A 26,292-nucleotide genomic window follows, 5' to 3' on the forward strand; every position below is an offset into this window, starting at 1 on the left:
TCCCCGCACCGGGCTCCGCGCCGCCCGGTCGGCCCACCGGCCGCTCAGAGGCCGTAGCGGACCGCGAAGTCGTCCGAGTCGTAGGCGTCGCGGTCCGGGTCGTGCCGGACCGCCGGTGTGGTCTCCACCATGTCCTCCGGGCGGATCCGCTCGGGCAGCGCTCCGAACCGCTCGCTGCGCCGGGCCGCCTCGGTGGCCGTCTCCTCGTGACTCATGTTCGTCCTCCCCGTCGTGACCACGGATCCTGCCGTCGTGTCCGGTGAACGCGCGCGCCCCGCCGGGTGTTCCCGAACCCGGCGGGGCGCGCGGGGGCCGCGCGGATTCACTCCGCGCGGCCCCGGGATGCGGCGGTCAGGCGCCGCAGGACCTCAGGGAGTCCGGGGCCGAGCCGACGCGGATGCGGTCGAGCGCGCGCGCCATGGTCAGGCCTTCCCCTCCGGGCCGGTCGCCACGGGGGCGGTGAGATCCTCCTCCTCGGGCAGTTCCTCCGTGTCGACGCCGCGGACCTGGGAGAGTTCGTGCTTCAGGGCCGCGAGCTCCGCGCCGCCGGCCATGTGGTTGGTGAGCTCTTCGAGGGTGATGTCGCTGCGCTCGGCGGAGAGTTCGAGGGTGCCGAGGCGCAGGACGCTGAAGTGGTCGCCGACCATGTAGGCGTGGTGCGGGTTGTGGGTGATGAAGATGACGCCCAGGCCGCGTTCGCGGGCGGCGGCGATGTACTTCAGGACCACACCGGACTGCTTGACGCCGAGGGCGGCGGTGGGCTCGTCCAGGATGAGGACGCGGGCGCCGAAGTAGACGGCGCGGGCGATCGCCACACACTGGCGCTGGCCGCCGGACAGGGTGCCGATGGGCTGCTCCAGGTCGTCGAGGACGATGCCCATGTTGCGCAGCTCGCGGTCGGCGGTCTCCTTCATCTTCGCGATGTCGAGGCGGCGCAGGGGCCAGGGGCCCTTGGTCATCTCGGAGCCGAGGAAGAAGTTCCGCCACACCGGCATCAGCGGGACCGTGGCGAGGTCCTGGTAGACGGTGGCGATGCCCTTGTCGAGGGCGTCGCGCGGGCTGTTGAAGCGCACCGGGGCGCCGTCGACCAGGAGGTCGCCCTCGGTGTGCTGGTGCAGCCCCGAGATGATTTTGATGAGGGTGGACTTGCCGGCGCCGTTGTCGCCGAGGACGCAGGTCACCTGGTTGGCGAAGACCTTGAGGTCGACACCGTGCAGGGCCCGGATGTTGCCGTACGACTTGCCCGTGGCGCGCAGTTCGACGATGGGGCCGCCGTCGGTGGGCGCCGTGTCCTGGAGGATGGCGCCGTGTGTTCCGGTCGTGTTGTCTGTCATCGGGTCACCTCCTGGTCGCGGTGCGCTGGACCCACAGGTTGATCATGACGGCGCCGAGCAGCATGACGCCGAGGAAGGCCTTGAACCAGTCGGGGTTCCAGCCGGCGTAGACGATGCCCTGCTGCACCATGCCGAACATGAAGGCGCCGAAGACCGGGCCGATCGCCGAGCCGGCGCCGCCGGTCAGCAGGCAGCCGCCGATCACCGCGGCCGAGATGTAGATCAGTTCCTGGCCGACGCCCTCGCCTGACTGCACGGTGTTGAAGGAGAACAGCTGGTGCATGCCGACGAACCAGGCGCCGAAGCCGACCAGCATGAACAGCGAGATCTTGGTGAAGTTCACCGGGACGCCGACCGCGCGGGCGCTGTCCTTGTTGCCGCCGACCGCGAAGATCCAGTTGCCGTACCTGGTGCGCAGCAGGACCCAGGTGGCGATGGCCGCGAAGACCAGCCACCAGACGATGGTGATCTTCACGTCGACGCCGCCGACCGAGAAGGTCGAGGCGAAGATGCTCTTGACCTGGCCGAAGCCGTCCATGTTGCTGATGTCGTCGGTGGCGACGTTGCCGGTGACCAGCTTGGTCACGGCGAGGTTCACACCCTGGAGGATCAGGAAGCTGCCCAGGGTGATGAGGAAGGACGGCAGTCCGGTGCGGACCACCAGCCAGCCGTTGAGGAAGCCGATGGCGAGCGACACGACGAGCGCGGCGATCACGCCCACCCAGACGTTCATGGACAGCTGGTAGGCCAGCATGCTCGCGGTGAGCGCGGAGGTGACCACCGCGACACCGGCCGAGAGGTCGAACTCGCCGCCGATCATCAGCAGGGCGACCGGGATGGCCATGATGCCGATGGTCGACGACTGGTAGAGGATGTTCGCCATCGAGCTGGCCTCGCGCACCGGCGGGGCCGCGACCAGGAAGAAGACGTAGACCGCGACAGCGCCGAGGAACACGCCCACCTCGGGCCGGGCCAGCAGCCTGACGGCCAGCGGCCGTTGTGCGGTACGGCCGTCCTTCTCCTGCGATCCGGGGGCCGGCGGTGTCGCCACCGCCGGCGCTGGCTGCTGACTCATGCCGATCACCGGGTGCCCTTCGCGGCGAACTGGGCGACCTTCTCGACGTTGGACTTGTCGACGAAGGCCGGGCCGGTCAGCACCGGCTGCTCACCGCCACCGCTGTAGTTGCCGTTGTTCTTGTAGAGCCACAGCGAGTCGACCGCGAGGTAGCCCTGGAGGTAGGGCTGCTGGTCCACGGCGAACTCGATCGTCCCCTTGCTGATGGCGCCGGTCAGGTCCTTGTTCAGGTCGAAGGTGGCGATCTTGGCCTTGCTGCCCGCGTCGGACACCGACTGGACGGCGATCAGCGCGATGGGCGCGCCGAGCGTGATCACGTGGTCGACGGCACCGTCCTGCTTGAGCTTGGCGGTGATCGTCGACTTGACCGAGGTCGGGGAGGTGCCGTCGACGTACAGGGTCTCCGTCGTCCCGGAGAACGTCTTCTTCACGCCGTCGCAGCGCTGGGTGAGGCCGACGTTGCCCTGCTCCTGGATGACGCAGACGACCTTCTTCGCGCCTTCGGTGTTGAGCCGGTTGCCGAGCGCCTCGCCCGCCACCGTCTCGTCCTGGCCGAAGAACTCCAGCAGACCGAGCTTCTTCCAGTCGCTCAGGCCGGAGTTGAGCCCCACCACGGGGATGTTCGCCGAGGACGCCTTGGAGATGACGTCCTTCATGGCGTCCGGCTTGGCGAGGGTGACCGCGATGCCGTCGACCTTCTGGTCGATCGCGTTCTGCACCAGGTTGGCCTGGTTGCCCGCGTTCGGGTCCGCCGAGTAGACGAGCTTGATGTTGTCCTTGGCGGCGGCCGCCTCGGCGCCCTTGCGGACGATGTCCCAGAAGGTGTCGCCCGGAGCCTGGTGGGTGACCAGCGCGACCGTCATGCGGGGAGTGCTCGCCTTGCCCGCGGAGGCGGCCGCACCGCCCTCCTCGGACTTCTTGCCCCCGGAGCTGCTGGAGCAGCCGGCGAGGGTCAGGGCTGCCGCCGCCACCGCGGCGACGAGGGGGGCCAGTTTCCGCGTACGGGTACGGGCTGAGCGGTCCATCTTTCCTGCACCTCACTGTGCGCCGGGGGGAAAGGGGGGATCACGAGGGATCCGTGGCCGGGCCGAAAAGCGACGGCCCGAGCCGGTGCTGCGTGTTGGGACGGGATACAAGTCCCTGTGCGGCCCGCTGTCAATACTTTGTTAAGACATCATTTCACATTCAGGTCCGAATGTAAGTACAAACCATTGACAGCGCGACCTGCCCCGATCTACACCTGAGGGGCATCCCGCCCACCTCGAGGAGCCAGGTACGACCGTAGTCCGCGACACCGGCCCGCGACACCGTCACGACAGGCCGTACGCAGGCCATCCCTACCCGCTCCCGCCGGGTGTACCCCACCCCGTCCGAATGAGGTCCTCCATGAGCCAGCCGACCACCCGCCTGACCGTCGCCCAGGCACTGGTGCGGTTCCTGTCCGCCCAGTACACCGAGCGCGACGGCGTCCGGCACCGGCTGATCGCCGGCACCTGGGGCATCTTCGGCCACGGCAACGTCGCCGGCATCGGCCAGGCGCTCCTGGAGTACGGCGACGTGATGCCCTACCACCAGGGCCGCAACGAGCAGGCGATGGTGCACGCGGCCGTGGGGCACGCGCGGCAGCTGGACCGGCTCTCCGCGCAGGCGGTGACCACCTCCATCGGCCCGGGCGCCACCAACCTGGTGACCGGCGCCGCCCTCGCCACCGTCAACCGGCTGCCGGTGCTGCTGCTGCCCGGCGACTACTTCGCCAGCCACGCCCCCGACCCGCTGCTGCAACAGCTTGAGCACCCGACCGAGTTCGACGTCTCGGTGAACGACACGCTGCGTCCGGTCTCCCGCTACTTCGACCGGATCACCCGCCCCGAGGCGCTGATCCCCTCCGCCCTGAACGCGATGCGCGTGCTCGCCGACCCGGCCGAGACCGGCGCGGTCACCCTCGCCCTGCCCCAGGACGTCCAGGCCGAGGCGTACGACTGGCCGGAGGAGTTCTTCGCCGAGCGCGTCTGGCGGGTACGGCGGCCGGCCCCCGACCCGGTGGAGCTGACGGACGCCGTGCGCGCCGTGACGGCCGCTGAGCGGCCGTTGATCGTCGCGGGCGGCGGAGTCCACCACAGCCGCGCGGAAGACGCTCTGAGGGCCCTTGTGGAGGCCACAGGCATCCCCGTCGCCTCCACCCAGGCGGGCAAGGGCTCGCTGCGCCACGACCACCCGGCCGACCTCGGCGGGATCGGGCACACCGGGACCGCCGTCGCCGACGACCTCGCCCGCACCGCCGACCTGGTCATCGGCGTCGGCACCCGGTACACGGACTTCACCACGGCCTCCGGCACCCTCTTCCAGAACCCGGACGTCCGCTTCCTGAACGTGAACATCACCGGCTTCGACGCCCACAAGCAGGCGGCGCACCCGCTGGTCTGCGACGCCCGGACCGGGCTCACGGCTCTCACGCAGGCCCTCGCCGGGCATCGCGTGGCGGCGGCGTACGAGGCCGAGTACCGGGCGGGCAAGGAGCGTTGGGAGGCGGTGGTGGAGGCCGCCTACCGCGCCGACGACGAGGACGCCGTACCGACCCAGACCCAGGTGCTCGGCGCGCTGGACTCCGTCGTCGGCGATGACGACGTTGTCATCAACGCGGCCGGCTCGCTCCCGGGCGACCTGCACAAGCTGTGGCGGGCCCGCTCGCCGCGCCAGTACCACCTGGAGTACGGCTACTCCTGCATGGGGTACGAGATCCCGGCCGGTATCGGCGTCCAGCAGGCCGCCCCGGACGTCACGGTCTGGTCGCTGGTCGGCGACGGCACCTACCTGATGATGCCGACCGAGATCGTCACCGCCGTCCAGGAGGGCCTGCCGGTCAACCTGGTCCTGATCCAGAACCACGGGTACGCCTCCATCGGCGGCCTCTCCGAGACGGTCGGCGGGGAGCGGTTCGGCACCGCCTACCGCTACCGCGCCGCCGACGGCACCTTCTCCGGCGCGCCGCTGCCGGTCGACCTCGCCGCCAACGCGGCCAGCCTCGGCATGGAGGTGCTGCGCGCCAAGACCGTGCGGGAGCTGCGCGAGGCCCTCGCCGCGGCCCGCGCGAGCGACCGGCCGACGTGCGTGTACGTCGAGACGGACCCGGCGCCCACCGCGCCCGGCGCCGAGGCCTGGTGGGACGTGCCGGTCGCCGAGACCGCCTCCCGCGAGGCCGCCGTGCGCGCCCGCGAGGACTACGACCGGCAGCGCGCCGAGCGCCGTCGCCAGCTCTGAACCCACTGAACCCACGACCCACGGAAGGAGGTGTCCCGGTGGCCCGAACCGGCGATTCCGCCCGCGCCGCGACCGTCCCGGCGCTCGACACCCTGGACTTCGCCCTGGACCGCGGCAGCCCGGTGCCGCTCTACTACCAGCTCGCCCAGCAACTGGAGGAGGCCATCGAGCACGGCGTCCTGGCCCCGGGCAACCTCCTGGGCAACGAGATCGACCTGTCCGTGCGGCTCGGCCTGTCCCGGCCCACGGTCCGCCAGGCCATCCAGTCGCTCGTCGACAAGGGCCTGCTGGTGCGCCGCCGGGGCGTGGGCACCCAGGTGGTGCACAGCCAGGTCAAACGCCCGCTGGAGCTGAGCAGCCTCTACGACGACCTGGAGTCGGCAGGGCAGGGCCCCACCACGCGGGTGCTGCGCAACGAGCGGATCCCGGCGAGCGCCGAGGTGGCGGCCGCGCTCGGGATCGCGGAGGGCGCCGAGGTGGTCGTCCTGGAGCGGCTGCGCAGCACCCACGGCCAGCCGGTGGCGTTCCTGTGCAACTACCTGCCCGCCGCGCTGCTCGAACTCGACACGGAACGCCTGGAGTCGACCGGCCTGTACCGGATGATGCGCACGGCCGGCATCACCCTGCACAGCGCCCGGCAGACCGTGGGCGCCCGCAGCGCCACCGCCGAGGAGGCCGGCCGGCTGGACGAGAAGGCGGGCGCCGCCCTGCTCACCATGCACCGCACGGCCTACGACGACACCGGACGGCCGGTGGAGTACGGCAGCCACGTCTACCGGGCGTCCCGGTACGCCTTCGACTTCCAGCTGCTGGTCCGGCCGTGACCGGTCCTTAGCAGGTCCGGGGGTGTGAAACCAACATGGCCGCACACGAGCCCCCACGGAGTTTGTCCCGTGGGGGCTCTGTCGTACCGCTTTGTTCAACAAACCGGCAGGCGACCATGACGATTACGTTTCGGGCAAGAGACGGGCGAGAGAGACGCAGGCTATTGACGCATGAGCGGACAAGCGGCTGTTATTGCGCCCACGATGTTCGGCCGAGTTGATTTCTGATCGGTTTCGGGACCTTTCGAAGATCACCTCTTCCCCTTGCCGAACCCTGTTACCCAGGAGCCGCCATGCGCATCTCCCCGTCCGGTCTTCACGTGCCGGGTCCGAGCCGCCGTAACGTTCTGCGCGGGGCCGGCTCTGCCGCCCTCCTCGCGGGTGCCGGCATACCGCTGCTGTCCGCGTGCGGCGGCAGCGGGTCCTCCTCCGACCCGAAGACCGTCAGCCTCGGCTCCAACTCCTCCGACGCGGTGCCGAAGAAGGCCTTCGCGGAGATCTACGCGGCCTTCACCAAGCAGTCTGGCATCAAGGTCGACGTCAACACGAAGGACCACAACACCTTCCAGGAGCAGATCAACTCCTACCTGCAGGGCACGCCGGACGACGTGTTCACCTGGTTCGCCGGGTACCGCATGCAGTTCTTCGCGGCCAAGAATCTGGCCTCGCCGATCGACGACGTGTGGGCGAAGATCGGGGACAACTTCCCCGACGCGATGAAGCAGCTCAGCAAGGGCGAGGACGGCAAGTACTACTTCGTCCCGCTGTACACGTACCCGTGGGCGATCTTCTACCGCAAGAGCCTCTTCCAGGCCAAGGGCTACGAAGTCCCCACCACCTGGGACGCGTTCGTCGCCCTGTGCAAGAAGATGAAGGGCGACGGCCTGGTCCCGATCGCCTTCGGCGACAAGGACGCCTGGCCGGCGATGGGCACCTTCGACCAGATCAACTTCCGCCTCAACGGCTACGACTTCCACAAGTCGCTGATGGCGGGCAAGGAGTCCTGGACCGACGCGAAGGTCAAGGCCGTCTTCGACCACTGGGCCGAGATCCTCCCCTACCACCAGGACGGCTTCATGGGCCGCACCTGGCAGGACGCCGCCCAGACCCTGGTCTCCAAGAAGGCCGGCATGTACGTCCTCGGTTCCTTCGTGGGGCAGCAGTTCACCAACAAGGCCGACCTGGACGACCTCGACTTCTTCGCCTTCCCGGAGCTGAACCCCACGTACGGCCAGGACACCGTCGAGGCGCCCACCGACGGCTTCATGGTCAGCAAGTCCCCGAAGAACCACGACGGTGTCGTCAAGCTCATGGAGTACCTGGGCACGCCCGAGGCGGAGCAAATCTACCTCAAGGCCGACAACAGCGTGGTGGCCGCCTCCAGCAAGGCCGACACCTCGTCGTACACCGCGCTGCAGAAGAAGGCGTACACGATGATCAGCGGCGCCAAGAACCTCACCCAGTTCATGGACCGCGACTCCCGCCCGGACTTCACCTCGACGGTGATGCAGCCCGGTCTGCAGAAGTTCCTGCAGAACCCGAAGGGGATCGACAGCCTGCTCTCGTCGATCGAACGCCAGAAGAAGACCATCTTCGCGTCCCAGTGAGCTCACGAATGTCGACTGACACCCCCACGAAGTCCCAGGAGGCGGCCGCCGTGCCGCCTCCTGGGCGCGCGTCCGAGAAGAAGCGGGTCCAGCAGGGCCACAGGCGCCTGCTGACCCGCCGTGACCGGATCGTCCTCGCCTTCATGGCGGGCGTGCCGACGATCCTCCATGTACTCCTGGTCTGGGTGACGGCCCTGGCCTCGATCCTCCTCGCCTTCACCTCATGGGACGGCATCGGTTTCGACTCCATCAAGTGGGTCGGGCTCGACAACTTCCATCAACTCTTCACCGACAACCCGCAGTTCTGGCCGGCCGTTCAGCACAACGTCATCTGGTTCGTCGTGCTCATCCTGATCCCGACCCCGTTCGGGCTCTTCCTGGCCGTGCAACTGGACAAGAAGATCAGGTTCAGCCGGGTCTACCAGACGGCCTTCTTCCTCCCGGTCGTCATCTCCCTGGCCTGCATCGGGTTCGTCTGGCAGCTGATCTACAACCCGGACACGGGCCTGATCAACAGCATCATCGGCGCCAACAAGCCGGGCCACTACATCGACTGGATCGGTGACCCGAACCTCAACCTGTGGGCGGTCCTGGTCGCCGCGTCCTGGCGGCACACCGGCTACATGATGATCCTGTACCTGGCCGGCCTCAAGAGCGTCGACCCCTCGCTGCGGGAGGCCTCGGCCCTCGACGGCGCGAACGAGTGGCAGACGTTCAAGAGCGTCATCTTCCCGACGCTGCGGCCGACCAACACCATCGTCCTGGTCGTGACCATCATCGAGGCGCTGCGCGCCTTCGACCTGGTCTTCGTCTTCAACAAGGGCGCCCAGGGCACCGAGTTGCTCTCCATCCTGGTGACCAACAACATCATCGGCGAGTCCAGCCGCATCGGTTACGGCTCGGCGATCGCGGTGGTGCTGCTGTTCATCTCCCTGATCGTGATCATTCCCTACCTGATCGCGACCTTCCGGAAGGAGCGGCGCGCATGAGCACCGTGAGCGCGCTGGCCAAGCAGCGCACCCCGATCCGTCCGGCCCGCGTCCTGCTGCACACGTTCCTGGCCCTGACGGCCCTGGCCTGGCTCGCCCCGCTGCTGTGGGCGGTCTTCTCGGCCATGCGCCCCTACAGCGAGACCAGCGAGCACGGCTACCTGTCCTGGCCGCACACGCTGAACTTCGACAACTTCAAGAACGCGTTCACGCAGTCGGACATGACGCACTACTTCATGAACACGTTGGTCATCGCGGTTCCGGCCGTGCTGATCACGCTGTTCCTGTCGTCGATGGTCGCGTTCTACGTCAGCCGTTTCGACTTCCGGGTCAACCTGGCGCTGCTGCTGGTCTTCACGGCCGGCAACCTGCTGCCGCAGCAGGTCATCATCACCCCGCTGTACCGGATGTACCTGCTGACGAACCTGCCGGGCATCACCGCGAGCGGCAAGCTGTACGACTCCGCGCTCGGCCTGGTGCTGATCCACGTGGCGTTCCAGTCCGGCTTCTGCGCGTTCGTGCTGGCGAACTACATGCGCTCGCTCCCGCACGAGCTGACCGAGGCCGCGCTGGTGGACGGCGCCTCGGTGTGGCGGCTGTACTGGCAGATCACCCTGCCGCTGTGCAAGCCGGCCATGGCGGCCCTGGCGACCCTGCTGTCGATCTGGATCTACAACGACTTCTTCTGGGCGCTGGTGCTGATCTCGACCGGTGAGAACATGCCGATCACCTCGGCGCTGAACAACCTCTCCGGCCAGTACTTCACCGACCCGAACCTGGTCGCCGCCGGTTCGCTGCTCACCGCGATCCCGACGCTGATCGTGTACTTCGTGCTCCAGAAGCAGTTCGTCAGCGGTCTGACCCTGGGCTCCGCGAAGGGCTGATCCGGCTCCCCCAGGCCGGGTGCCCCCGCACCCGGCCTCCCGTGAAAGAGAACCCCGTGCACAACCCGATGAGCGACCGCCGCCTCTCCGTCCCGGGCATCGCCTACGGCGGCGACTACAACCCCGAGCAGTGGCCCGAGGAGGTCTGGGACGAGGACGTCCGCCTGATGCGCGAGGCGGGCGTCACCATGGTCAGCGTCGGCATCTTCTCGTGGGCGCTGATGGAACCGTCCGAGGGCGTCCACGACTTCTCGCGGATGGACCGCATCCTCGACCTGCTCCACGAGAACGGCATCGCCGCCGACCTCGCCACCCCCACGGCCGCCCCGCCCGCCTGGTTCTTCCGCGCCCACCCCGAGGCGCTCCCGGTGGACCACGACGGCCGCACCCTGTCGTACGGCAGCCGGCAGACGTTCTGCCCGAGCAGCCCCGCCTACCGCGAGGCCGCGCTCCGGATCGCGGGCGCGATCGCCGAGCGGTACGCGAGCCATCCGGCCGTCAAGATGTGGCACGTCCACAACGAGTACGGCTGCCACAACGCGGCCTGCTACTGCGACACCAGCGCGGCGTCCTTCCGCCGCTGGCTGCGGGCCCGGTACGGCGACGACCTGGCCGCCCTCAACCACGCCTGGGGCACCACCTTCTGGAGCCAGTGGTACTACGACTGGGACGAGATCCTGCCGCCGCGCGCGACGGGCGCCGTACCCAATCCGACGCACCAGCTGGACTGGCGGCGGTTCTGCTCGGACGAACTGCTGTCGCTGTACAAGGCGGAGCGGGACGTGCTGCGCGAGGCGGCCCCGTCGATCCCGGCCACCACCAACTTCATGGTGATGACGAACTTCGACGCCCTCGACTACTGGCGCTGGGCGCCGGAGCTGGACGTGGTGGCCAACGACCACTACCTGATGTCCACCGACCCGGAGTCGGAGATCGACGTCGCGCTGAGCGGTGATCTGATGCGGTCGCTCGCGGGCGGGCCGTGGCTGCTGATGGAGCACTCGACGGGCGCCGTCAACTGGCAGCCCGTCAACCGCGCCAAGAGACCGGGCGAGTTGCGGCGCAACGCGCTCGCGCACGTGGCGCACGGCGCGGACGGCATAGCCTACTTCCAGTGGCGGGCGGCGAAGGCCGGTGCCGAGCAGTGGCACTCGGCGATGCTGCCGCACGCGGGGACGGACAGCCAGATCTGGCGGGACGTGGTCCGGCTGGGCGCGGACCTCAAGGCGCTGGCCGAGGTGCGTGGCAGCACCGGCACGGCCGAGGTCGCCGTCGTCTGGGACTGGGACGCCCGGTGGGCCGTGGAGCTGCCCTCCCAGCCCAGCGCGCGGCTGCGCTACCTGGACCTGGTCCGGGCCTGGTACGAGCCGCTGTGGCGGGCCGGCGTGGCCGTGGACTTCGTCCGCCCGGACGCCGACCTGTCGGCGTACAAGGCGGTCCTCGCCCCGAGCCTGTACCTCGTGGACGACGCGGGCGCGGCCAACCTGGCGGCCTTCACCCAGGCCGGCGGCAGCCTCGCGATCGGCTTCCACAGTGGTGCCGTGGACGAGAACTGCCATGTGCGGCTGGGCGGTTACCCGGGCGCCTTCCGGGAGCTGCTGGGCGTGTCCACGGACGAGCTGTTCCCGCTGCTGCCCGGGGAGCGGGTGGCGCTGAGCGCGGGCGGCACCGGATCGCTCTGGTCGGAGCGGGTGCGGCCGGCGGGCGCGGAGACGGTGACGTCGTACGCCGACGGGCCGCTGGCCGGGGTGCCCGCGGTGACCCGGCACGGGTACGGGTCGGGGGCCGCCTGGTACGTGGCGACGCTCCCGGACGCCGACACCCTGGCGGGGCTGCTGGACCGGATCCGTGCCGAGGCGGGCGTGACCGCGGTCCGCACCGCCCCGGCGGGCGTGGAGGTGGCCAGGCGGCGCGGTGCCGAGGCGGACTACGTGTTCGTGATCGACCACGCCGGGCAGGGCGCCGAACTCCCGGTCGCGCCCGGCTCGGTGGAACTGCTGTCCGGCAAGCCCACCGCCGGCACGCTCACCGTGGCCCCGGGCGAGATCGCGGTCGTACGAGAGCCACACGGCCGGCAGCCGCCGGCGGCCGGCTGATCAGTGGCCGCCGGTTGCCATGCGCTCGCGTGGCCGCCGGCGGCCGGGGGGTAAGTGGGTGACCGGTCACCGGGCGGCGAAGGGGCCCTCCAGGGCCGCCCACTGGAGCAGCATGATGGTCTTGGCGTCGGCGATCTCTCCCGTGCGGATCATCTCCAGGGCACGCTGGAAGGGGAGTTCGAGGATCTCGATGTCCTCGCCCTCCTCTGCCAGGCCGCCGCCCTCGTGGGTGCGGGTGGCAGGACCGTAGGCGGCCGCGTAGAAGGAGATCCGCTCCGTGACCGAGCCCGGGCTCATGTACACGTCGAAGACGTGCTGGACGCCGCCGACCGTGTGGCCGGTCTCCTCGACGGCCTCGCGGCGGACCGCGTGCTCCGGGTGCTTGTCCTCCTCGTCGAGGAGGCCCGCCGGGGTCTCGATCAGCATGCCGTCGGGATGGCCGTTGACGTACACCGGGAAGCGGAACTGGCGGGTGAGCAGCACGGTCTCGCGCTCGGCGTCGTAGAGGAGCAGCGTGGCGCCGTTGCCCCGGTCGTGGGTCTCGCGTTCCTCGGTGTGCCAGGTGCCGTCGGCGTGCCGGTAGTCGAAGGTGGTGGCCCGCTCGACGTACCAGTGGCTGGACAGCAGTCTCACCTCCCGGACCCGCACATCCGGGTTCCCGGTCAGGTCCAGGCCGGTGCGGTCGAGTCCGGTACGGCCCCGGCGGTCCGGGGTGTCGATCCCGGCGGTCACCGGACACCGGCCGGACGGGCGGAGAAGGTCGGATCGCTCATGATCACCTGTCTACCACCCGCCCGTCCGGGCCGATATGACCTAGTGCACCTCTGCCCTGGCCGGGTCCTCGTCGAGGAAGCCGCCCGACTGGTGCTGCCACAGCTTGGCGTAGGCGCCCTCCGCGGCGAGCAGTTCGTGGTGCGTGCCCTGCTCGACGATCCGGCCCCGGTCGAGGACCACGAGCCGGTCCATGGAGGCGACCGTGCTCAGCCGGTGCGCCACCACCAGGGCCGTACGCCCCTCCATGAGCCGCCACAGCGCCTCCTGGACGAGGATCTCGCTCTCGGAGTCGAGGGCGCTGGTCGCCTCGTCCAGGAGCAGGATCGGGGCGTCCCGGAGGATCGCGCGGGCGAGCGCGACCCGCTGGCGCTGGCCGCCGGAGAGTTTCACCCCGCGCTCCCCCACCATGGTGTCGAAGCCGTCGGGCAGCGCGTCGGCGAACTCGGTGACGTGCGCGGCCTCGGCGGCCACCCGGATCTCGGCCTCGGTGGCACCGGGCCGGGCGAAGGCGATGTTCTCCCGCAGGGTGCGGTGGAACATCGCCGGGTCCTGCGGGACGTAGGCGATCTGGCCGCGCAGGTCGGCCTGGCGGAGCCGGCTGATGTCCTGGCCGCCGATCGTGATCCGGCCGGCGTCGAGGTCGGTCATCCTCAGCAGCAGCCGGGTCAGCGTGGTCTTGCCGCCGCCCGACCGGCCGACGAACCCGAACTTCGACCCGCTGGGCACGTCCAGTTCCAGCCCCTCGAACAGCGGTTTGGCGCCCGTGTGGGTGAAGGAGACCTTCTCGAAGCGGACGTCGGCGGCCCGTGGCGCGAGCGGTTCCGGTACGGCCGGGTCGAGCACGGTGGGCGGGTCCAGGAGCAGTTCGGTGAACTGCGCCGCCTCCGTCATGGAGCTCTCCATGCGCCGGTAGATCTGGTTGAACTCGAACATGATCCGGGTCGCGTTGCTGAAGTAGGTGAAGGCGACCACGACCGCCTCCACGCTGTGGCCGCCGCCGGCCAGCGCGACGGCCAGCAGCAGGCCCAGCGCGTTGGTGGCGACGGACATCGGCGCGACGAACGTGTCGATGCGCAGGTTGCCGTAGTCCCAGGAGCGCAGCTGGCGCCGGCGCGACTCGGCGACCCGCAGCCGGTGTTCGGCGGCCTCCCGCTGCTCCGCGGCGAACGCCCGGACCGTGTCCATGTTCATCAGGCTGTCGGCGACGTGCCCGGACACCCGGGCGATGGCCTCCTCGCGCTCGGCGACCAGCCGCTGCCGGCGCCGGATCAGCGGCACCACGCACACGCCGGTGACCGTGATCATCGTCAACAGCCCGACGACCAGCAGCGGTTCGTAGCGCCAGAGCACCACGGACCCGAAGGCCAGCGGCACGAAGCTGCCCACGATGTTGAAGGTCAGGGTGTCGGCGAACTCCTCGAAGCGGTTGGCGAAGCTCAGCACCCGTTTGGTCAGTGATCCGGCGAAGTTGTCGTGGAAGAACGCGGCGTCGCGCGCGAACAGTTCGTCCATCCCGATGACGTACAGCCGCTCGATGCCGAGGGCGTCCACGCGGTTCAGGCAGTGCAGGCCGATCCGCCAGACCGCCTCCGCCAGCAGCAGGACACCGGCGAAGCCGAGGACGTACGGCAGTGTGGTGCGCAGGCCCAGGCCGTGGCCGTCGGCGATCCGGCCGACCAGCTTGGCCACGACCAGCGGGGCCAGGTAGTTGATTCCGATGTTGCCGAGGGCCGGCAGCAGCAGTCCGGGCAGGGTCAGCCGCTTGAGCCGGGCCAGCTCCTGTCCGTAGTAGCGGAGCGCGAGCAGCACCGCGCCCTTGCGTGGTCCGGTCGCAGGTAAATCGACAGAGGACGTCATTTCAACCCTGTGTAGTCGTCGCACGGCATGCCGAGTCGGCCGCCGCAGGTCCGCGGCGGCCTGGAATCGGCAGGTCAGGAAAGGGAAGTGTGGCGCGACGAGGGTGACCCAGTCCACGTGTTTTTCGGCGCGACGACTACGGTCCGAACACGTATCCGGCCTGGTTCCGGACAGCCCCGGTCAGCGGCCGCGGCTCGCCCACAGCAGGCCCCGCTCGGTGAGGGTGCGCACCTCGGGCACGTCGAAGTCGTCGGGTTTGTGCCCGACCGTCGAGACGAAGACCCGGCCCGCGCCCCAGGTCCTCGCCCACACCGCGGGCATCACCACGGGCCGGTCGTGCAGTTCGCCGGCGGGGAAGGTGGTGGTGGCGAGGACGTCGACGTGCGGGTCGGTGAGCACCCAGTACTGCTCGGTGTGCACGGTGAAGTCGTCGAGACCGGCGACGACGGGGTGGCCGGCGCGCTCGGGCAGCGGGTGCACGGTGTGGTCGTGGAAGCCGGGCGGGTGCATGACGAACGCACCGCCGGTCAGCAGGTGGTAGCCGTGGTCCTGGAAGCTGTCGACGATTCCGCCGTGCCAGCCGGCCAGCCCGGTGCCGGCCCGCACGGCCGCGGCCAGGCCCTCGCTCTGCTCCGGGGTGATGTCCCCCATCGACCAGCACTGCACGATCAGGTCGGTGGCGGCCAGCCGGTCCGCGTCCTCGTACACCGCGAGGTCCTCGGCGGTGTCGACGGAGAACCCCCGCTCCTTCAGGAACGGGACGAATCCGTCGCTGATCGTCACGGGCCGGTGCCCGTCCCAGCCGCCGCGGACCACCAGGGCCCGCCGTATGTCTTCCGTGGTCAAGGTGATCGCACGCTCCCGTCGGTCGGTCCGGAACCCGGACCCGAGAACGGTCTCCGTGCCGCGGCCCGCACGTCAACGGTGCCCGTCCGGACGGTGCTCACCGCCAGGCCCGGGCAGCGCCCCGGTCCGCCCGTCCGCCCCGGTGCCGCGCCCAGTCCGGTGCCGGCAGGCCGAGCAGCCGTTGGATCTCCGCCGCGCCGGGCAGCGGCCCGTGGTCCCCGGTCACCTGGAGCGCGGAGACCGCGGTGATGTGGCCGAGCCGCAGGCTGCGGGCCGGTGTCTCCCCGCGCAGCAGCCCGGTCAGGAAGCCCGCCGCGAAGGCGTCGCCGGCCCCGACCGGTTCCAGCACCGCCGTGCGCAGCGCGGGCACCGTGCACACGCCGGCCGCGGTGACGGCGGTCGCGGCGCGGGCGCCGTCCTTGACGACGAGGATCCGCGGACCGGGCAGCAGTTCCCGCAGCCCGGTGACGGTCAGGCCGGCGCCCCACAGGTCCCGCGCCTCGTCGAGGCCCACGAAGACGATGTCGGCGCGGTCGGCGAGGGCCCGCAGCACCGTCGGAGCGGTGCCGTCCGGCCACAGCGCGGCCCGGTGGTTGACGTCGAAGCTGACGGCGTACGGCCGTTCGGCGGCGGGCGCGGCGAGGGCCCGGGCCACCAGGTCGCGGCAGGACGGGGAGAGGGCGGGGGTGATGCCGGTGAGGTGCAGCAGGGTGGCCGAGCGGACCGGTTCGCCGTCGAGCAGGCCGGGTCCGAGCGCCGAGGCGGCCGAGCCGGAGCGGTAGTAGTGGACGCGGGTCCCGGTGCGGCCGGGGTTCTTCAGCAGGAGGCCGGTCGGCCGGTGCGGGTCGGTGCGGACATGGCTGACGTCGACCCCGGCGGCGGCGACCGCGGCGCGGACCCGGTGGCCCAGCGGATCGTCGCCGAGTGCCGACAGCCACACGGCCGGGATGCCGAGGTCGGCGAGGTACACGGCCACGTTCGACTCCGCGCCCGCGACGGACAGCCGCAGTTGCTCCGCGTCCGCGAGCGGCCGGGGCGGGTCGGGGGCGAGCGCCGCCATGGTCTCGCCGACGCAGACGACCGGTCCCGGGGCCGGCCGCCAGGCCCCCGTCACGCGGGTCCCTCCGCCCACGCCCCGGTCCGTACGGCGGCCCGGAAGGCGCGCGCCCGCTCGCGCAGGTCGGTGATGCTGCCGCCGTCGGCCGCGTCGCCCACGAGGGGTGAGCCGACGCCGACGGCGGTCGCCCCGGCGGCAAGGTAGTCCCGGGCCGCGGTCACGTCGACGCCGCCCACCGGGACGAACGCGGCGCCGGGGAAGGGGCCGCGCAGCGCCTTCAGGTACGCCGTGCCGCCGGCCCCGGCGGCCGGGAAGAGTTTCAGGGCGGCGGCGCCCCGGGCCTCGGCGGCGATGACGTCGGTGGGAGTGAGGACGCCGGCCAGCACCGGCATGCCGAGGTCCAGGGCGGTGTCGACGCCGGTGCCGAGGCCGGGGGTGACGGCGAAACCGGCGCCCGCGCGGTGAGCCGCGTGCGCGTCGGCGGCGGTCAGCACGGTGCCGGCACCGAGCGGCCGGCCGGGGCCGAGTTCCTTGCGGGCACGGGCGAGGACGGTGAGCGCGTCGGCGCCGCTCAGCGACACCTCGATCAGTTCGACGCCCTCCTCGGCGAGCGTCAGCACGGTGCGCAGGGCGGCGTCCGGGTCACCACCCCGCACGATGGCGAGCAGACGACAGGAAGCGAGGGCAGCTCGCAGATCCATGGGCAGAACTCCTTCCTCGGTCAACGGGACAACGGGACCGCCGAGCCGGGCCGACAGGCCAACGGGCCGACGGCTCGGCGGAACGGCGGAACGGCGGGTCGGCGGGTCGGCGGGTCGGCGGGCGAACAGGACCGGGGGTTGGCGGGGAACAGGACAGCGGGGCCGCAGGAAAGCGGGCCGACAGACCAGCGGGTCGGCGGGACAGCGGGTCGGCGGGCGAACAGGTCAGCGGGTCGGTGGGTCGGCGGGTAAGCGGGGTCGCGGGTTGGCGGGGGCGTGGGTGGGTGGGGGCGGGTTGTTCAGTGGGGGCAGTGGCAGTCGGGGGTCATGGTGAGGCGCCAGTGGGCCTCTCCTGACGGCGGGACCCGGGCCGCGTCGTCCGGGCCGGCCTCGGCGAGGTCGAAGACGCGGCCGAGCATGGGCTCGACGCCGGTACTGCGGTAGGGGTGTCGCGCGGGCCAGCCGCCGAGGTTGCGCCACAGGGCGACGGACCGCGGTTGCCCCTCCGCCTCGACGGCCAGGGCGAGCCGGTCCGTGCCGTCGTGGACACAGCAGCGACCGCCCGCCACCACGGCCCCGACCGCCGAGCCGTCGTCGGGTCCGAACCGGTCAAGACGCAGCCCGAGGGGCGCCGGCCAGACCCCCTCCACCCAGGGCGCATCGGCCGGCCAGGGGCGGCCCAGCAGTGGCGCGGCCTCCGGGAAGAGGCGCGTGGGCGCGCCGTCCCGGACCCGTACGACGGCCGCCTCGGAGAGGTCGAGCAGGGCGTGCGCGGCCCAGAGGAAGCGGAAGCCGGGCTCGGCCGTCAGCGTGTACGCGGCCTCGAGGCCGCCGGCGGTGGCGCGCAGCCGGCGGGTCAGGGTGAAGCGGTCGCAGCGCACGGTCTCGGCGTCCCCCTCCCGTGTCCAGGCCCGGGACCAGGCGTCCCCGTGGTCGGGGGTACCGCGCACGGTCGGGACGCACTCCTCCACGCCGCCCGCGTCCACGAACGCGTCCCCCGGTGCCACACCGTCGCGTTCCGGGCTCTCGCGCCGCCACAGCCACTCGCGGCCGCCCTGCCGCAGCGAGGTCCAACGGCCGCCGTGCCGTGGGTCGGTGACGACGTCGAGCGGCACGGTCACCACTCCGCGAAGGAGCCGTCGGGATGCCGCCACACCGGGTTGCGCCAGCGGTGCCCGGCACGGTCGGCCGCGCGTACGGCCGCCTCGTCGACGGTGATGCCGAGCCCGGGGGCGTCGCCGCGCCGCGCGTGCCCCTGCACGAACCGGAAGGGCTCGGGGTCCACCAGGTAGGAGAGGAGGTCGGCGTCCTTGTTGTAGTGGATGCCCCGGCTCTGCTCCTGGATCAGGAAGTTCGGGGTGGCGAACGCGACCTGGAGGCTGGCCGCCAGCGCGATCGGCCCGAGCGGGCAGTGCGGGGCGAGCTGGGCGCCGTAGGTCTCGGCGAGCGAGGCGATGCGGTGCACCTCGGAAATGCCCCCGGCGTGGGACAGGTCGGGCTGGACGACCGCGACCCCGGCGGCGAGGACGGGCAGGAAGTCGCCGCGTGCGTACAGGCGTTCGCCGGTGGCCAGCGGGACCGGGCTGGTCGCGACCAGGCCGGGCAGCAGGTGGCCCTGTTCGGGGACGACGGGTTCCTCCACGAACAGCGGGTGCAGCGGCCCCAGTTCGGCCAGGACGCGGCGGGCGGTCGCGACGGTGAAGCGGCCGTGGCAGTCGACGGCCACGTCCCGGTCGGGGCCGAGGGCGTCGCGCGCGGCGCTCACCCTGGCGAGCACCGCCGCCGTCTCCGCCGCCGTGGCGATCGGCGAGGTGGCGCCGGCCGCGTTCATCTTCACCGCGGTGAAGCCCGCCTCGACCTGGGCCGCGATCTGCTCGGTGAGCTGGGCCGGTTCGTCGCCGCCGACCCAGGCGTAGACCCGTACCCGGTCGCGCACCGGGCCGCCCAGCAGGGCGTGCACGGGGGCGCCGTAGGTCTTGCCCGCGATGTCCCACAGGGCCTGGTCGAGGCCCGCGACGGCGCTGGAGAGCACCGGACCGCCCCGGTAGAAACCGCCCTTGGTGAGCACCTGCCAGTGGTCCTGGATGCGCAGCGGGTCCTGCCCCACCAGGTACTCGGCGAGGACGTCGACCGCCGTGCGGACGATCTCCGCCCGTCCCTCGACCACGGGTTCGCCCCAGCCGACCACACCGTCGTCGGTCTCGACGCGGCAGAACAGCCAGCGGGGCGGGACGAGGAAGGTCTCTATTCGCTCGATCTTCACTGACCGCCGCTGCCTTTCGGGTCGTCGTCGGGGCCGTCGAGCCGGGCCAGGTCGCGGCCGGCCTGGTCGAGCAGGGCACGCATGGCCCGTTCGGCCGCGTCCGGGTCGCCGTCGCGCACGGCGTCCAGGACGGCGCGGTGCGCGGGCACGGGTGGCTCGCTGTGCGGGGAGCTGTGCACGATGCGGTCACGGTGGGCGAGCCCCGACTCGATGACCATTTCCATGCGTTCGAGCAGTTCGTTGTGGGTGGCGGTGAGCAGCGCGCGGTGGAAGGCGAGGTCGGCGTCGACGGCGTGCCCGGCGTCGGCCCCGGGGCTGTCCATCGCCGTCAGGGCGTCCGTGAGGGCGACCAGGTCGGACTCGGTGCGGCGCTCGGCGGCGAGCCGGACGGCGGCCGGTTCGATGATCGCCCGGACCTCGGCGAGGTTGCGCAGCAGTGACCGGTCGGCGTCGGTCGTCCGGCCGCCCTCGAACTGCCAGCGCAGCACGTCGGCGTCGAGCAGGTTCCAGTCGGCGCGGGCCCGTACGAACGTGCCGCGCTTCTGGCGGGCGTCGACCATGCCCTTGGCGGCGAGCACCTTGAGGGACTCGCGCAGCGCGGTGAGGCTGACGTCGAGTTCGCTCTGCAGCGCCACCAGGTCCAGCGTGGCCCCTTCCGGGATCTCGCCGCCCAGGATGCGACGGGCCAGGGCCTCCACGGTCTGGCCGTGCACACCTCTGCGGGCGTAGGGCGTCATGTCGTCCAGCCTTTCTGTCCAAGGGGCATCATGCGGAGGCCTTCACGACGCTCCAGCCGCCGTCCACCACCAGGCCGGCGCCGGTGATGTAGGAGGCTTCCGCGGCGCCGAGGAACGCGATCGCGGCGGCCACCTCCTCGGGGGTGCCGAACCGGCGGGCCGCGGTGCCGGCGACGCTGCGCTCCCGTTCCCCGGCCGGCACCCGGTCCCAGGCGCCGGTCAGTATCGGTCCGGGCAGCACCGCGTTGACGCGCACCTCGGGTCCGTACTCGACGGCGAGCTGTCCGCACAGGGACAGCAGGCCGCCCTTGGCGGCGGCGTAGGCGGGGTGGCCGGGGAGGCCGGCGTGGGCGTGCACGGACGAGGTGAGCACCACCGACCCGTGCCGGGCCCGCAGGTCGGGCAGTGCGGCCTTGACGCCGAGGAAGCCGCCGGTGAGGTTGACGGCGAGCTGCCGCTGCCAGGACGCCAGGGGCAGGTCGTGGGCGGGCCGGACGTCGACGGTGTAGGCGTTGCTGACGAGCACGTCGACGGGGCCGAAGCCGTGGGCGGCGGTGATGATCCGCGCCCAGTCGTCCTCGTCGGCGACGTCCGCGTGCACGTACCGGGCCCGGCCGCCGTCCTTGGCGATCCCGTCCACCACGGCCTGGCCGCGTTCGTCCGCGACGTCGGCGACCACGACGGCGGCTCCCTCGCGGGCGAGGCGTTCGGCGGTGGCGGCTCCGATGCCGGAGGCGCCCCCGGTCACCACTGCGGTGAGGCCGGCGAAGCGGGCGCCGTACCGGCGTACGGACTGGTCCATCGGGCTCCTTAGAGGGTGAGCTGCTGGAAAGATATGCGGCCTACAGCCGGGTCAGCACCACCAGGTCGGCATCGTGCCCGGCGCTCCAGGCGAACGGCAGGCCGTGGTGGAGCAGGTGTGCGCCGCCGTACGACGTTCCGGTGGCCGTGTCCCGGTAGCGTGCCGCCGGGTCCAGGCCGCGCAGCCGGAGCCGGGCGGGGCGGCCGGGCAGCAGCGGCGCCCCGTCGAGGCGGCCGGTGGACAGGGCGGCGACGACGGTGCGGTCGCCGGCGTCGTACTGGACCCCGCAGGTGGCGTCGTCCGGGGTGCCGAGCAGGCGGGCCTCGCCGTGGTGGACGACGTCCCTGACCTCCTTGTAGCGGGCGATCCACCGGGCGGCCTCGGCCCGCTGCTCCGGGGTCCAGGCGCGCAGGTCGGCGCCGATCCCGAGCACTCCGCACATGGCGTTGACGAACCGGAAGGCGAGGCTGCGCGGGCGGGGGTCGAAGACGCCGGGGGCGTCGGTGACCCAGGAGCTCATCACGTGGGGCGCGTGGGCGTGCAGGAAGCCGTGCTGGACGCGCAGCCGGTCCAGGGGCGCGGTGTTGTCGCTGGGCCAGACGACGTCGGTGCGGGCGATCGTCGCCAGGTCGACGCGCCCTCCGCCGCCGGCGCACCCCTCGACGGTGACGTCGGGGTGGGCGGTGCGCAGGTGGTCGAGGACCCGCAGGTATCCGGCGACGTGCTCGGCGTCCAGGTCGACGGGACCGGCGCCGGGACGGCCGCGTTCGGTGGGCGGCCGGTTCATGTCCCACTTGAGATAGCTGATCGCGTAGTCGGTGAGCAGCCGGTCGAGGGTGCCGATGACGAAGTCCTGGACGTCGGTCCGGCCGAGGTCGAGGAGCAGCTGGTTGCGGACGAGCCGGGCCGGGCGGCCGTCGACGCGGTAGACCCACTCGGGGTGTTCGGTGTGCAGGCGGCTGCCGGGGCTGACCGCCTCCGGCTCGACCCACAGGCCGAAGTCCAGTCCCAGCGCCCTGACGTCCTCGATGAATTGGCCGAAGCCCTGTGGGAACGCCGTCGGGTCCGGGTACCAGTCGCCCAGTCCCGCGGTGTCGTCGGCGCGGCCGGTGAACCAGCCGTCGTCCACGACGAACAGCTCGGCGCCGATGTCCGCGGCCGCCTTGGCCAGCTCCAGCTGGCCGGCCGCGTCGACGTCGAAGCCGGTGGCCTCCCAGGAGTTGTAGAGCACCTTGCGGGGGCGGTGCAGCCGCTCGCCGGTGAGGTGCCGCTCGTAGCGGTGCCAGACGCGGGACAGGCCGTCGAGCCCGTCCGGGCTGAAGGCGCAGGCGAGGCGGGGCGTCGCCAGGGTCTCGCCGGGGGTCAGCAGGACGAGGCCCTCGTGCGGGACCCGTCCGGCGCGGACGCGCACGGCGCCGCCCGGCTCGGCCTCGGTCGTGATGTGCCAGTTGCCCGGCCATTCCAGGGAGACGCCGTACGCGGCCGGCGCGTCCCCGTCCTGGACGGCGAGCCAGGGCGCGTACGCGTGCCCTGGGGCGCCCTGGAGGCTGCCGATGGTGAACGTGCCTCTGGCGAGGTCGAGTTGCGTGCGCTGGAACTCCTGCGACCACTGGCCGGTGAGGTACGTCAGCCGGGCCGCGCCGGTGACCGGGATGGTGACGGCGGCCGAGTCGAGCCGTTCCAGGCGGACTTCCTCCGTGGCGGTGAACTCGGTCCAGCGCAGGATCACGTCGGTGCCCGGCACGGTCCGGTAGCAGAGGACCGTCCGCAGACCCATGACCTCGTCGGTGAAGGCGAGGCGCAGGGAACCTTCGGACGCGTCGGCGCTCTCGAACTCCCACCACATACCGCGCTCGTCGCCGTCCGGGCGTGCGGCCACCACCTCGGATCCGGTGAACGGCCGCAGCCCGTAGGGCAGATACTCGGCCGGAGCCGCGTCGGCCGGCGTGATGAAGTGGGTGCGGTGGGACCAGTCCAGGGCGGACGGCCCGTCCTCGGCACCGAGCGGTCCCCAGGCGTCGAGCTCGGCCCACGGGCCGTCCGGGGAGAGCCGGACGGTGTAACTGGTGTTGGCCGTCCGCAAGGTCCAGCGCTGGTACGTCACTTGACCGCCCCGAGGTTGAGTCCGGCCACGAAGTGCCGCTGGAAGCGGAGGAACACGGCGACCGTGGGCGCGGCGGCGATGACCGAACCGGCGGCGATCACGTTCCAGTTCGACACGTACTGGCCCTGCAGCCCGATCAGGGCAGCCGTGATCGGCATCTTGGAGTCGCTGCGCAGGACCGTGATCGCCCAGAGCAGGTCGTTGAAGATCCAGGTGAAGGACAGGGCGCTGAGCGCGGCCAGGGCGGGACGGGTCAGCGGGAGGATGATCCGCCAGAAGATCTGCCAGGGTCCGGCGCCGTCGACGACCGCCGCCTGCTGGATCTCGACCGGGATCGAGCGCATGAACCCGTGCAGGACGAAGACGTAGAAGCCGACGCCGAAACCGATCTGCACCCCGATGAGCGCGGGCAGGGTGTCGTAGACGCCCATCACCTCGCTGAGCTTGGACACCGGGATGAGCAGGATCTGCGGCGGGAGCAGGTTGCCGCCGAGCATGAGCAGCAACAGGGCGCGTCGGAAGGGGAGTTCGTAGCGGCTGAGGGCGAACGCGGCCATGGCGGCGAGGGCGAGGGTCACCAGGACGCAGGGAATGGTGACGAGCAGGCTGTTGATCATGGCCTGCTGCTGGCCGCCGTCGGACCAGGCCTGGCCGAAGTTGGACAGCGTGAACGAGTGCGGCCAACTGCCCAGGCCGTGGCCGGCGATGTCGTCGAAGGTGCGCAGGCTGGTCACCAGGACCAGGGCGATGGGCAGCAGCCACAGGACGGCCAGGGCACCGGCGCCCAGGTGGAATCCGGCGGTCGCGGCCCGCTTGCGGCGCAGGGCCGTGGAGTTGGCGGGCATCAGTCGGCCTCCCGGAACGCGCGCACGAGGTAGGAGGCGATGACCCCGAACGCGAGGACGAAGATGACGACGGCCAGGGCGGAGCCGTAGCCGAGTCGCAGGGACTGGAAGGCGGTCGAGTACATGTAGGTGCTCAGCAGCTCGGACGAGTGGTAGGGGCCGCCGCGGGTCAGCGACCAGACGACGTCGAAGGAGCGCAGCGAGTCGATGATGATGACCGACAGAACGACCGCGTTGACACTGCGCAGTTGGGGCAGGGTGACGTGCCGGAAGCGCTGGACGGCGCTCGCGCCGTCGACCTTGGCGGCCTCGTAGAGCGCCGGGTCGATGCCCTTGAGGCCGGCCAGGTACAGGACCATGACGTAGCCGATCTGCCGCCACAGCGCGGGCACGATCACCGCGTACAGGGCGGTGTCCTGGTCGGCGAGCCAGGCGTGCTGGAGGCTGCCGAGGCCGACGCCTTCCAGCAAGCGGTTGAGGACGCCGTCGGGCTGGTAGATCGCCTGCCAGACGAGGGCGGTGGCGACCAGCGAGAAGACCACCGGCAGGAACAGCGCGGCCCGGTAGAAGCCGACCCCGCGGCGCTCCTGCTGGAGCAGCAGCGCGGCGGCCAGGCCCAGCACGGCGGACAGGCCGCCGAAGAGGACCAGCCAGAGCACGGTGTGCCCGAGCGCGCTGCGGAAGACGTCGTCGTGGGCCATCTCCCGGAAGTTGTCCAGGCCGATGAACTGCGGCGGGGAGACGCCGTCCCACTTGGTCAGGGCGAGGTAGAAGCCCTGGATGGCGGGCCAGAACACCCACAGGGCCTCGGCGAGCAGCGGGACCAGGACGAAGGCGAGGACCAGGGGTGGGGTGCGCCGGGGCCCCCGGGCCCGCCCGCCGTTCAGGGGCAGGCGGGCCGGGGACTTCCGGTCGGGGGCGGTCAGCACGGCCACGTCAGGCGTTCCAGATCTTCTGGGCATCGCGCTGCCAGTCGGTGAGGATGCTGCCGATCTGCTTGGGCTTGGCCAGGAACTTGGTCAGCGCGGTGTCCGCGGTGGGCTGGAGGGCGTCGCTGGAGTCGCGGTTGAAGAACTGGGTGATCTCGGCGGCCGCGGCGATGTGCTCGCGGCCCTTCTTCACCAGCGCGGTCCCCGCGTCCTTGGCGTCCGGGTTGCAGGGCAGGACGGTGCCGGAGGAGCCCTTGATGTAGATCTCCTGGGCCTCGGCGGTGGCGAGGTAGCTCATCAGGTCGTGGACCCCGTCGGTGCGGCCGGTGCGGGCGCTGGCGAAGTAGCCGTCCACAGGGGCCTCTTCGGCGAGCGGGACCTTGGAGTCGATGACCGGGAAGCGGAAGAAGTCGATGTCGTCCAGGGCGCTCTTGGGGGCCGCGTCAGCGAAGAAGGTGCCGATGAGCATCATGCCGGTCTTGCCGCCCAGCAGGGCGGTGGTGGCATCCTGGAAGGGGAGGGCGACGCCGTTCGGGTCGAAGTACGGCAGCACCTCCTGCCAGCGGTCGAAGACCTTGCGCACCTCGGGGTCGTCGAACCGGTGCTTCCCGGCCAGGAGTTCACGGTGGTACTGGGCGCCGTTGATCCGGATGTCGAGGTAGTCGAACCAGGCCGACGCCACCCAGGGGGTGTTGCCGCCGGCGCCGAGCCCGATCGGGGCGACGCCCTTGCTCTTGAGCTTGGCGCACAGGTCGAGGAAGTCGTCCCAGCTCTCGGGGAGCTTGGTCACGCCCCACTTGGCGAAGTTGGACTTCCGGTAGAACATGCCCCACCAGTAGTAGGTGGCGGGCACGAAGACCTTCTTGCCGGCGCTGGAGGTACAGAGCGAGTTCAGCGACTTGCTGTACTTCTTGAGGTCGGGCGAGGAGCTCCACACCTCGTCGAGGTCGAGCAGCAGCTTCTTCTTGGCGTAGGCGTCCGCCACCGAACCGGGGTACCAGGTGAGCACGTCCGGCGGGTTGGCCGAGGTGAGGTAGGTCGGCAGCTGGGTGCGGAAGGTCTCGGCGGCGACCGTGTTGAGGGTCGCCTTGCCGGACCCCTTCTTGCCGAACGCCGCGACCAGGTCCTCCATCGCGGCCTTGGCCTGCGGCGCGGAGAGGTTGGACTGCAGGGTCACCGCGCCCTTGGAGGAGCTCTTGCCGGTGGAGCTGGAGGTGACACAGCCGCTGAGCATCGCCGCGGTCCCCGCGGCGCCGAGCCCGGCGAGGAACCGGCGTCGGCTGGGCTGAAGGTTGGCCATGATGGATTCC

The 26,292-nt window shown here is 71.4% G+C and carries 23 protein-coding genes; 6 read left to right on the plus strand and 17 right to left on the minus strand.

Features of this window, described 5'->3' with window-relative positions:
• Positions 1 to 44: 44 nt before the first annotated feature.
• The 4 genes from MB828_RS35240 to MB828_RS35255 form a co-directional block, all read right to left on the minus strand.
• Entirely contained in the window at positions 45 to 215 is a 171-nt protein-coding gene (locus tag MB828_RS35240) for a hypothetical protein (RefSeq protein WP_301651730.1), read from the minus strand.
• A 207-nt stretch (positions 216 to 422) separates the two neighbouring features.
• Entirely contained in the window at positions 423 to 1,334 is a 912-nt protein-coding gene (locus MB828_RS35245) for an ATP-binding cassette domain-containing protein (protein WP_301651731.1), read from the minus strand.
• A gap of 4 nt (positions 1,335 to 1,338) precedes the next feature.
• Entirely contained in the window at positions 1,339 to 2,409 is a 1,071-nt protein-coding gene (locus tag MB828_RS35250) for an ABC transporter permease (protein ID WP_430381475.1), read from the minus strand.
• 5 nt (positions 2,410 to 2,414) lie between these two features.
• Positions 2,415 to 3,434, minus strand: coding sequence for a sugar ABC transporter substrate-binding protein (locus MB828_RS35255; RefSeq protein ID WP_301651732.1), 1,020 nt, complete (start codon positions 3,432 to 3,434; stop codon positions 2,415 to 2,417).
• A gap of 361 nt (positions 3,435 to 3,795) precedes the next feature.
• Between MB828_RS35255 and iolD the strand changes: the two genes are divergently transcribed.
• The 6 genes from iolD (at position 3,796) to MB828_RS35285 (ending at position 12,067) form a co-directional block, all read left to right on the plus strand.
• Positions 3,796 to 5,667 carry a 3D-(3,5/4)-trihydroxycyclohexane-1,2-dione acylhydrolase (decyclizing) gene (gene iolD, locus MB828_RS35260; RefSeq protein WP_301651733.1) on the plus strand — a complete coding sequence of 624 codons (1,872 nt, stop codon included), beginning with the start codon at positions 3,796 to 3,798 and terminating at the stop codon, positions 5,665 to 5,667.
• Between the two features lie 38 nt (positions 5,668 to 5,705).
• Positions 5,706 to 6,491: a GntR family transcriptional regulator gene (locus tag MB828_RS35265; RefSeq protein WP_133022466.1), complete on the plus strand. Its 786-nt coding sequence runs from the start codon at positions 5,706 to 5,708 to the stop codon at positions 6,489 to 6,491.
• A 293-nt stretch (positions 6,492 to 6,784) separates the two neighbouring features.
• Positions 6,785 to 8,098: an ABC transporter substrate-binding protein gene (locus MB828_RS35270; protein WP_133022465.1), complete on the plus strand. Its 1,314-nt coding sequence runs from the start codon at positions 6,785 to 6,787 to the stop codon at positions 8,096 to 8,098.
• Between the two features lie 8 nt (positions 8,099 to 8,106).
• Complete coding sequence (locus tag MB828_RS35275; RefSeq protein ID WP_133022464.1) at positions 8,107 to 9,087, plus strand: carbohydrate ABC transporter permease; 981 nt, start codon at positions 8,107 to 8,109, stop codon at positions 9,085 to 9,087.
• A complete protein-coding gene (locus MB828_RS35280; RefSeq protein ID WP_301651734.1) occupies positions 9,084 to 9,971 on the plus strand; it encodes a carbohydrate ABC transporter permease in 888 nt (295 codons plus the stop codon). The genes MB828_RS35275 and MB828_RS35280 overlap by 4 nt, the downstream gene beginning before the upstream one ends.
• A 68-nt stretch (positions 9,972 to 10,039) precedes the next feature.
• Positions 10,040 to 12,067, plus strand: coding sequence for a beta-galactosidase (locus MB828_RS35285; RefSeq protein WP_301651788.1), 2,028 nt, complete (start codon positions 10,040 to 10,042; stop codon positions 12,065 to 12,067).
• A 66-nt stretch (positions 12,068 to 12,133) separates the two neighbouring features.
• On the opposite strand, the gene MB828_RS35290 is transcribed toward MB828_RS35285, so the two are convergent.
• The 13 genes from MB828_RS35290 to MB828_RS35350 all read right to left on the minus strand — a co-directional run bounded on the left by MB828_RS35290 (position 12,134) and on the right by MB828_RS35350 (position 26,282).
• Positions 12,134 to 12,799, minus strand: a complete 666-nt coding sequence (locus tag MB828_RS35290) for an NUDIX domain-containing protein (protein ID WP_301651735.1) — start codon at positions 12,797 to 12,799, stop codon at positions 12,134 to 12,136.
• A gap of 81 nt (positions 12,800 to 12,880) precedes the next feature.
• The gene (locus MB828_RS35295) at positions 12,881 to 14,698 is read right to left on the minus strand and encodes an ABC transporter ATP-binding protein (protein ID WP_301651736.1); all 1,818 of its coding nucleotides are present in this window, start codon (positions 14,696 to 14,698) and stop codon (positions 12,881 to 12,883) included.
• A gap of 180 nt (positions 14,699 to 14,878) precedes the next feature.
• Positions 14,879 to 15,544 carry a ThuA domain-containing protein gene (locus MB828_RS35300; RefSeq protein WP_301651737.1) on the minus strand — a complete coding sequence of 222 codons (666 nt, stop codon included), beginning with the start codon at positions 15,542 to 15,544 and terminating at the stop codon, positions 14,879 to 14,881.
• Positions 15,545 to 15,641: 97 nt separating this feature from the next.
• Positions 15,642 to 16,658 (minus strand): sugar kinase, encoded by a 1,017-nt coding sequence (locus MB828_RS35305; RefSeq protein ID WP_301651738.1) that lies wholly within the window; start codon positions 16,656 to 16,658, stop codon positions 15,642 to 15,644.
• The gene (locus tag MB828_RS35310; RefSeq protein ID WP_301651739.1) at positions 16,655 to 17,302 is read right to left on the minus strand and encodes a bifunctional 4-hydroxy-2-oxoglutarate aldolase/2-dehydro-3-deoxy-phosphogluconate aldolase; all 648 of its coding nucleotides are present in this window, start codon (positions 17,300 to 17,302) and stop codon (positions 16,655 to 16,657) included. The genes MB828_RS35305 and MB828_RS35310 overlap by 4 nt, the downstream gene beginning before the upstream one ends.
• A gap of 299 nt (positions 17,303 to 17,601) precedes the next feature.
• On the minus strand, positions 17,602 to 18,423 hold the full coding sequence (locus MB828_RS35315) for a hypothetical protein (protein WP_301651740.1): 822 nt from the start codon (positions 18,421 to 18,423) through the stop codon (positions 17,602 to 17,604).
• Complete coding sequence (gene dgoD, locus MB828_RS35320; RefSeq protein WP_133022456.1) at positions 18,420 to 19,565, minus strand: galactonate dehydratase; 1,146 nt, start codon at positions 19,563 to 19,565, stop codon at positions 18,420 to 18,422. The genes MB828_RS35315 and dgoD overlap by 4 nt, the downstream gene beginning before the upstream one ends.
• Complete coding sequence (locus MB828_RS35325) at positions 19,562 to 20,302, minus strand: FadR/GntR family transcriptional regulator (protein WP_133022455.1); 741 nt, start codon at positions 20,300 to 20,302, stop codon at positions 19,562 to 19,564. The genes dgoD and MB828_RS35325 overlap by 4 nt, the downstream gene beginning before the upstream one ends.
• Before the next feature lie 28 nt (positions 20,303 to 20,330).
• The gene (locus MB828_RS35330) at positions 20,331 to 21,104 is read right to left on the minus strand and encodes an SDR family NAD(P)-dependent oxidoreductase (protein WP_301651741.1); all 774 of its coding nucleotides are present in this window, start codon (positions 21,102 to 21,104) and stop codon (positions 20,331 to 20,333) included.
• Between the two features lie 40 nt (positions 21,105 to 21,144).
• Entirely contained in the window at positions 21,145 to 23,208 is a 2,064-nt protein-coding gene (locus MB828_RS35335) for an alpha-galactosidase (RefSeq protein WP_301651742.1), read from the minus strand.
• Positions 23,205 to 24,053, minus strand: a complete 849-nt coding sequence (locus MB828_RS35340; protein ID WP_301651743.1) for a carbohydrate ABC transporter permease — start codon at positions 24,051 to 24,053, stop codon at positions 23,205 to 23,207. Before MB828_RS35340 ends, MB828_RS35335 begins: the two co-directional genes overlap by 4 nt.
• Entirely contained in the window at positions 24,053 to 24,988 is a 936-nt protein-coding gene (locus MB828_RS35345) for a carbohydrate ABC transporter permease (RefSeq protein WP_301651744.1), read from the minus strand. The genes MB828_RS35340 and MB828_RS35345 overlap by 1 nt, the downstream gene beginning before the upstream one ends.
• Position 24,989: 1 nt before the next feature.
• A complete protein-coding gene (locus MB828_RS35350) occupies positions 24,990 to 26,282 on the minus strand; it encodes an ABC transporter substrate-binding protein (RefSeq protein WP_301651745.1) in 1,293 nt (430 codons plus the stop codon).
• Positions 26,283 to 26,292 lie beyond the last annotated feature (10 nt).

This window comes from Streptomyces arenae, from assembly GCF_022343545.1.
Lineage (GTDB): Bacteria > Actinomycetota > Actinomycetes > Streptomycetales > Streptomycetaceae > Streptomyces > Streptomyces humi.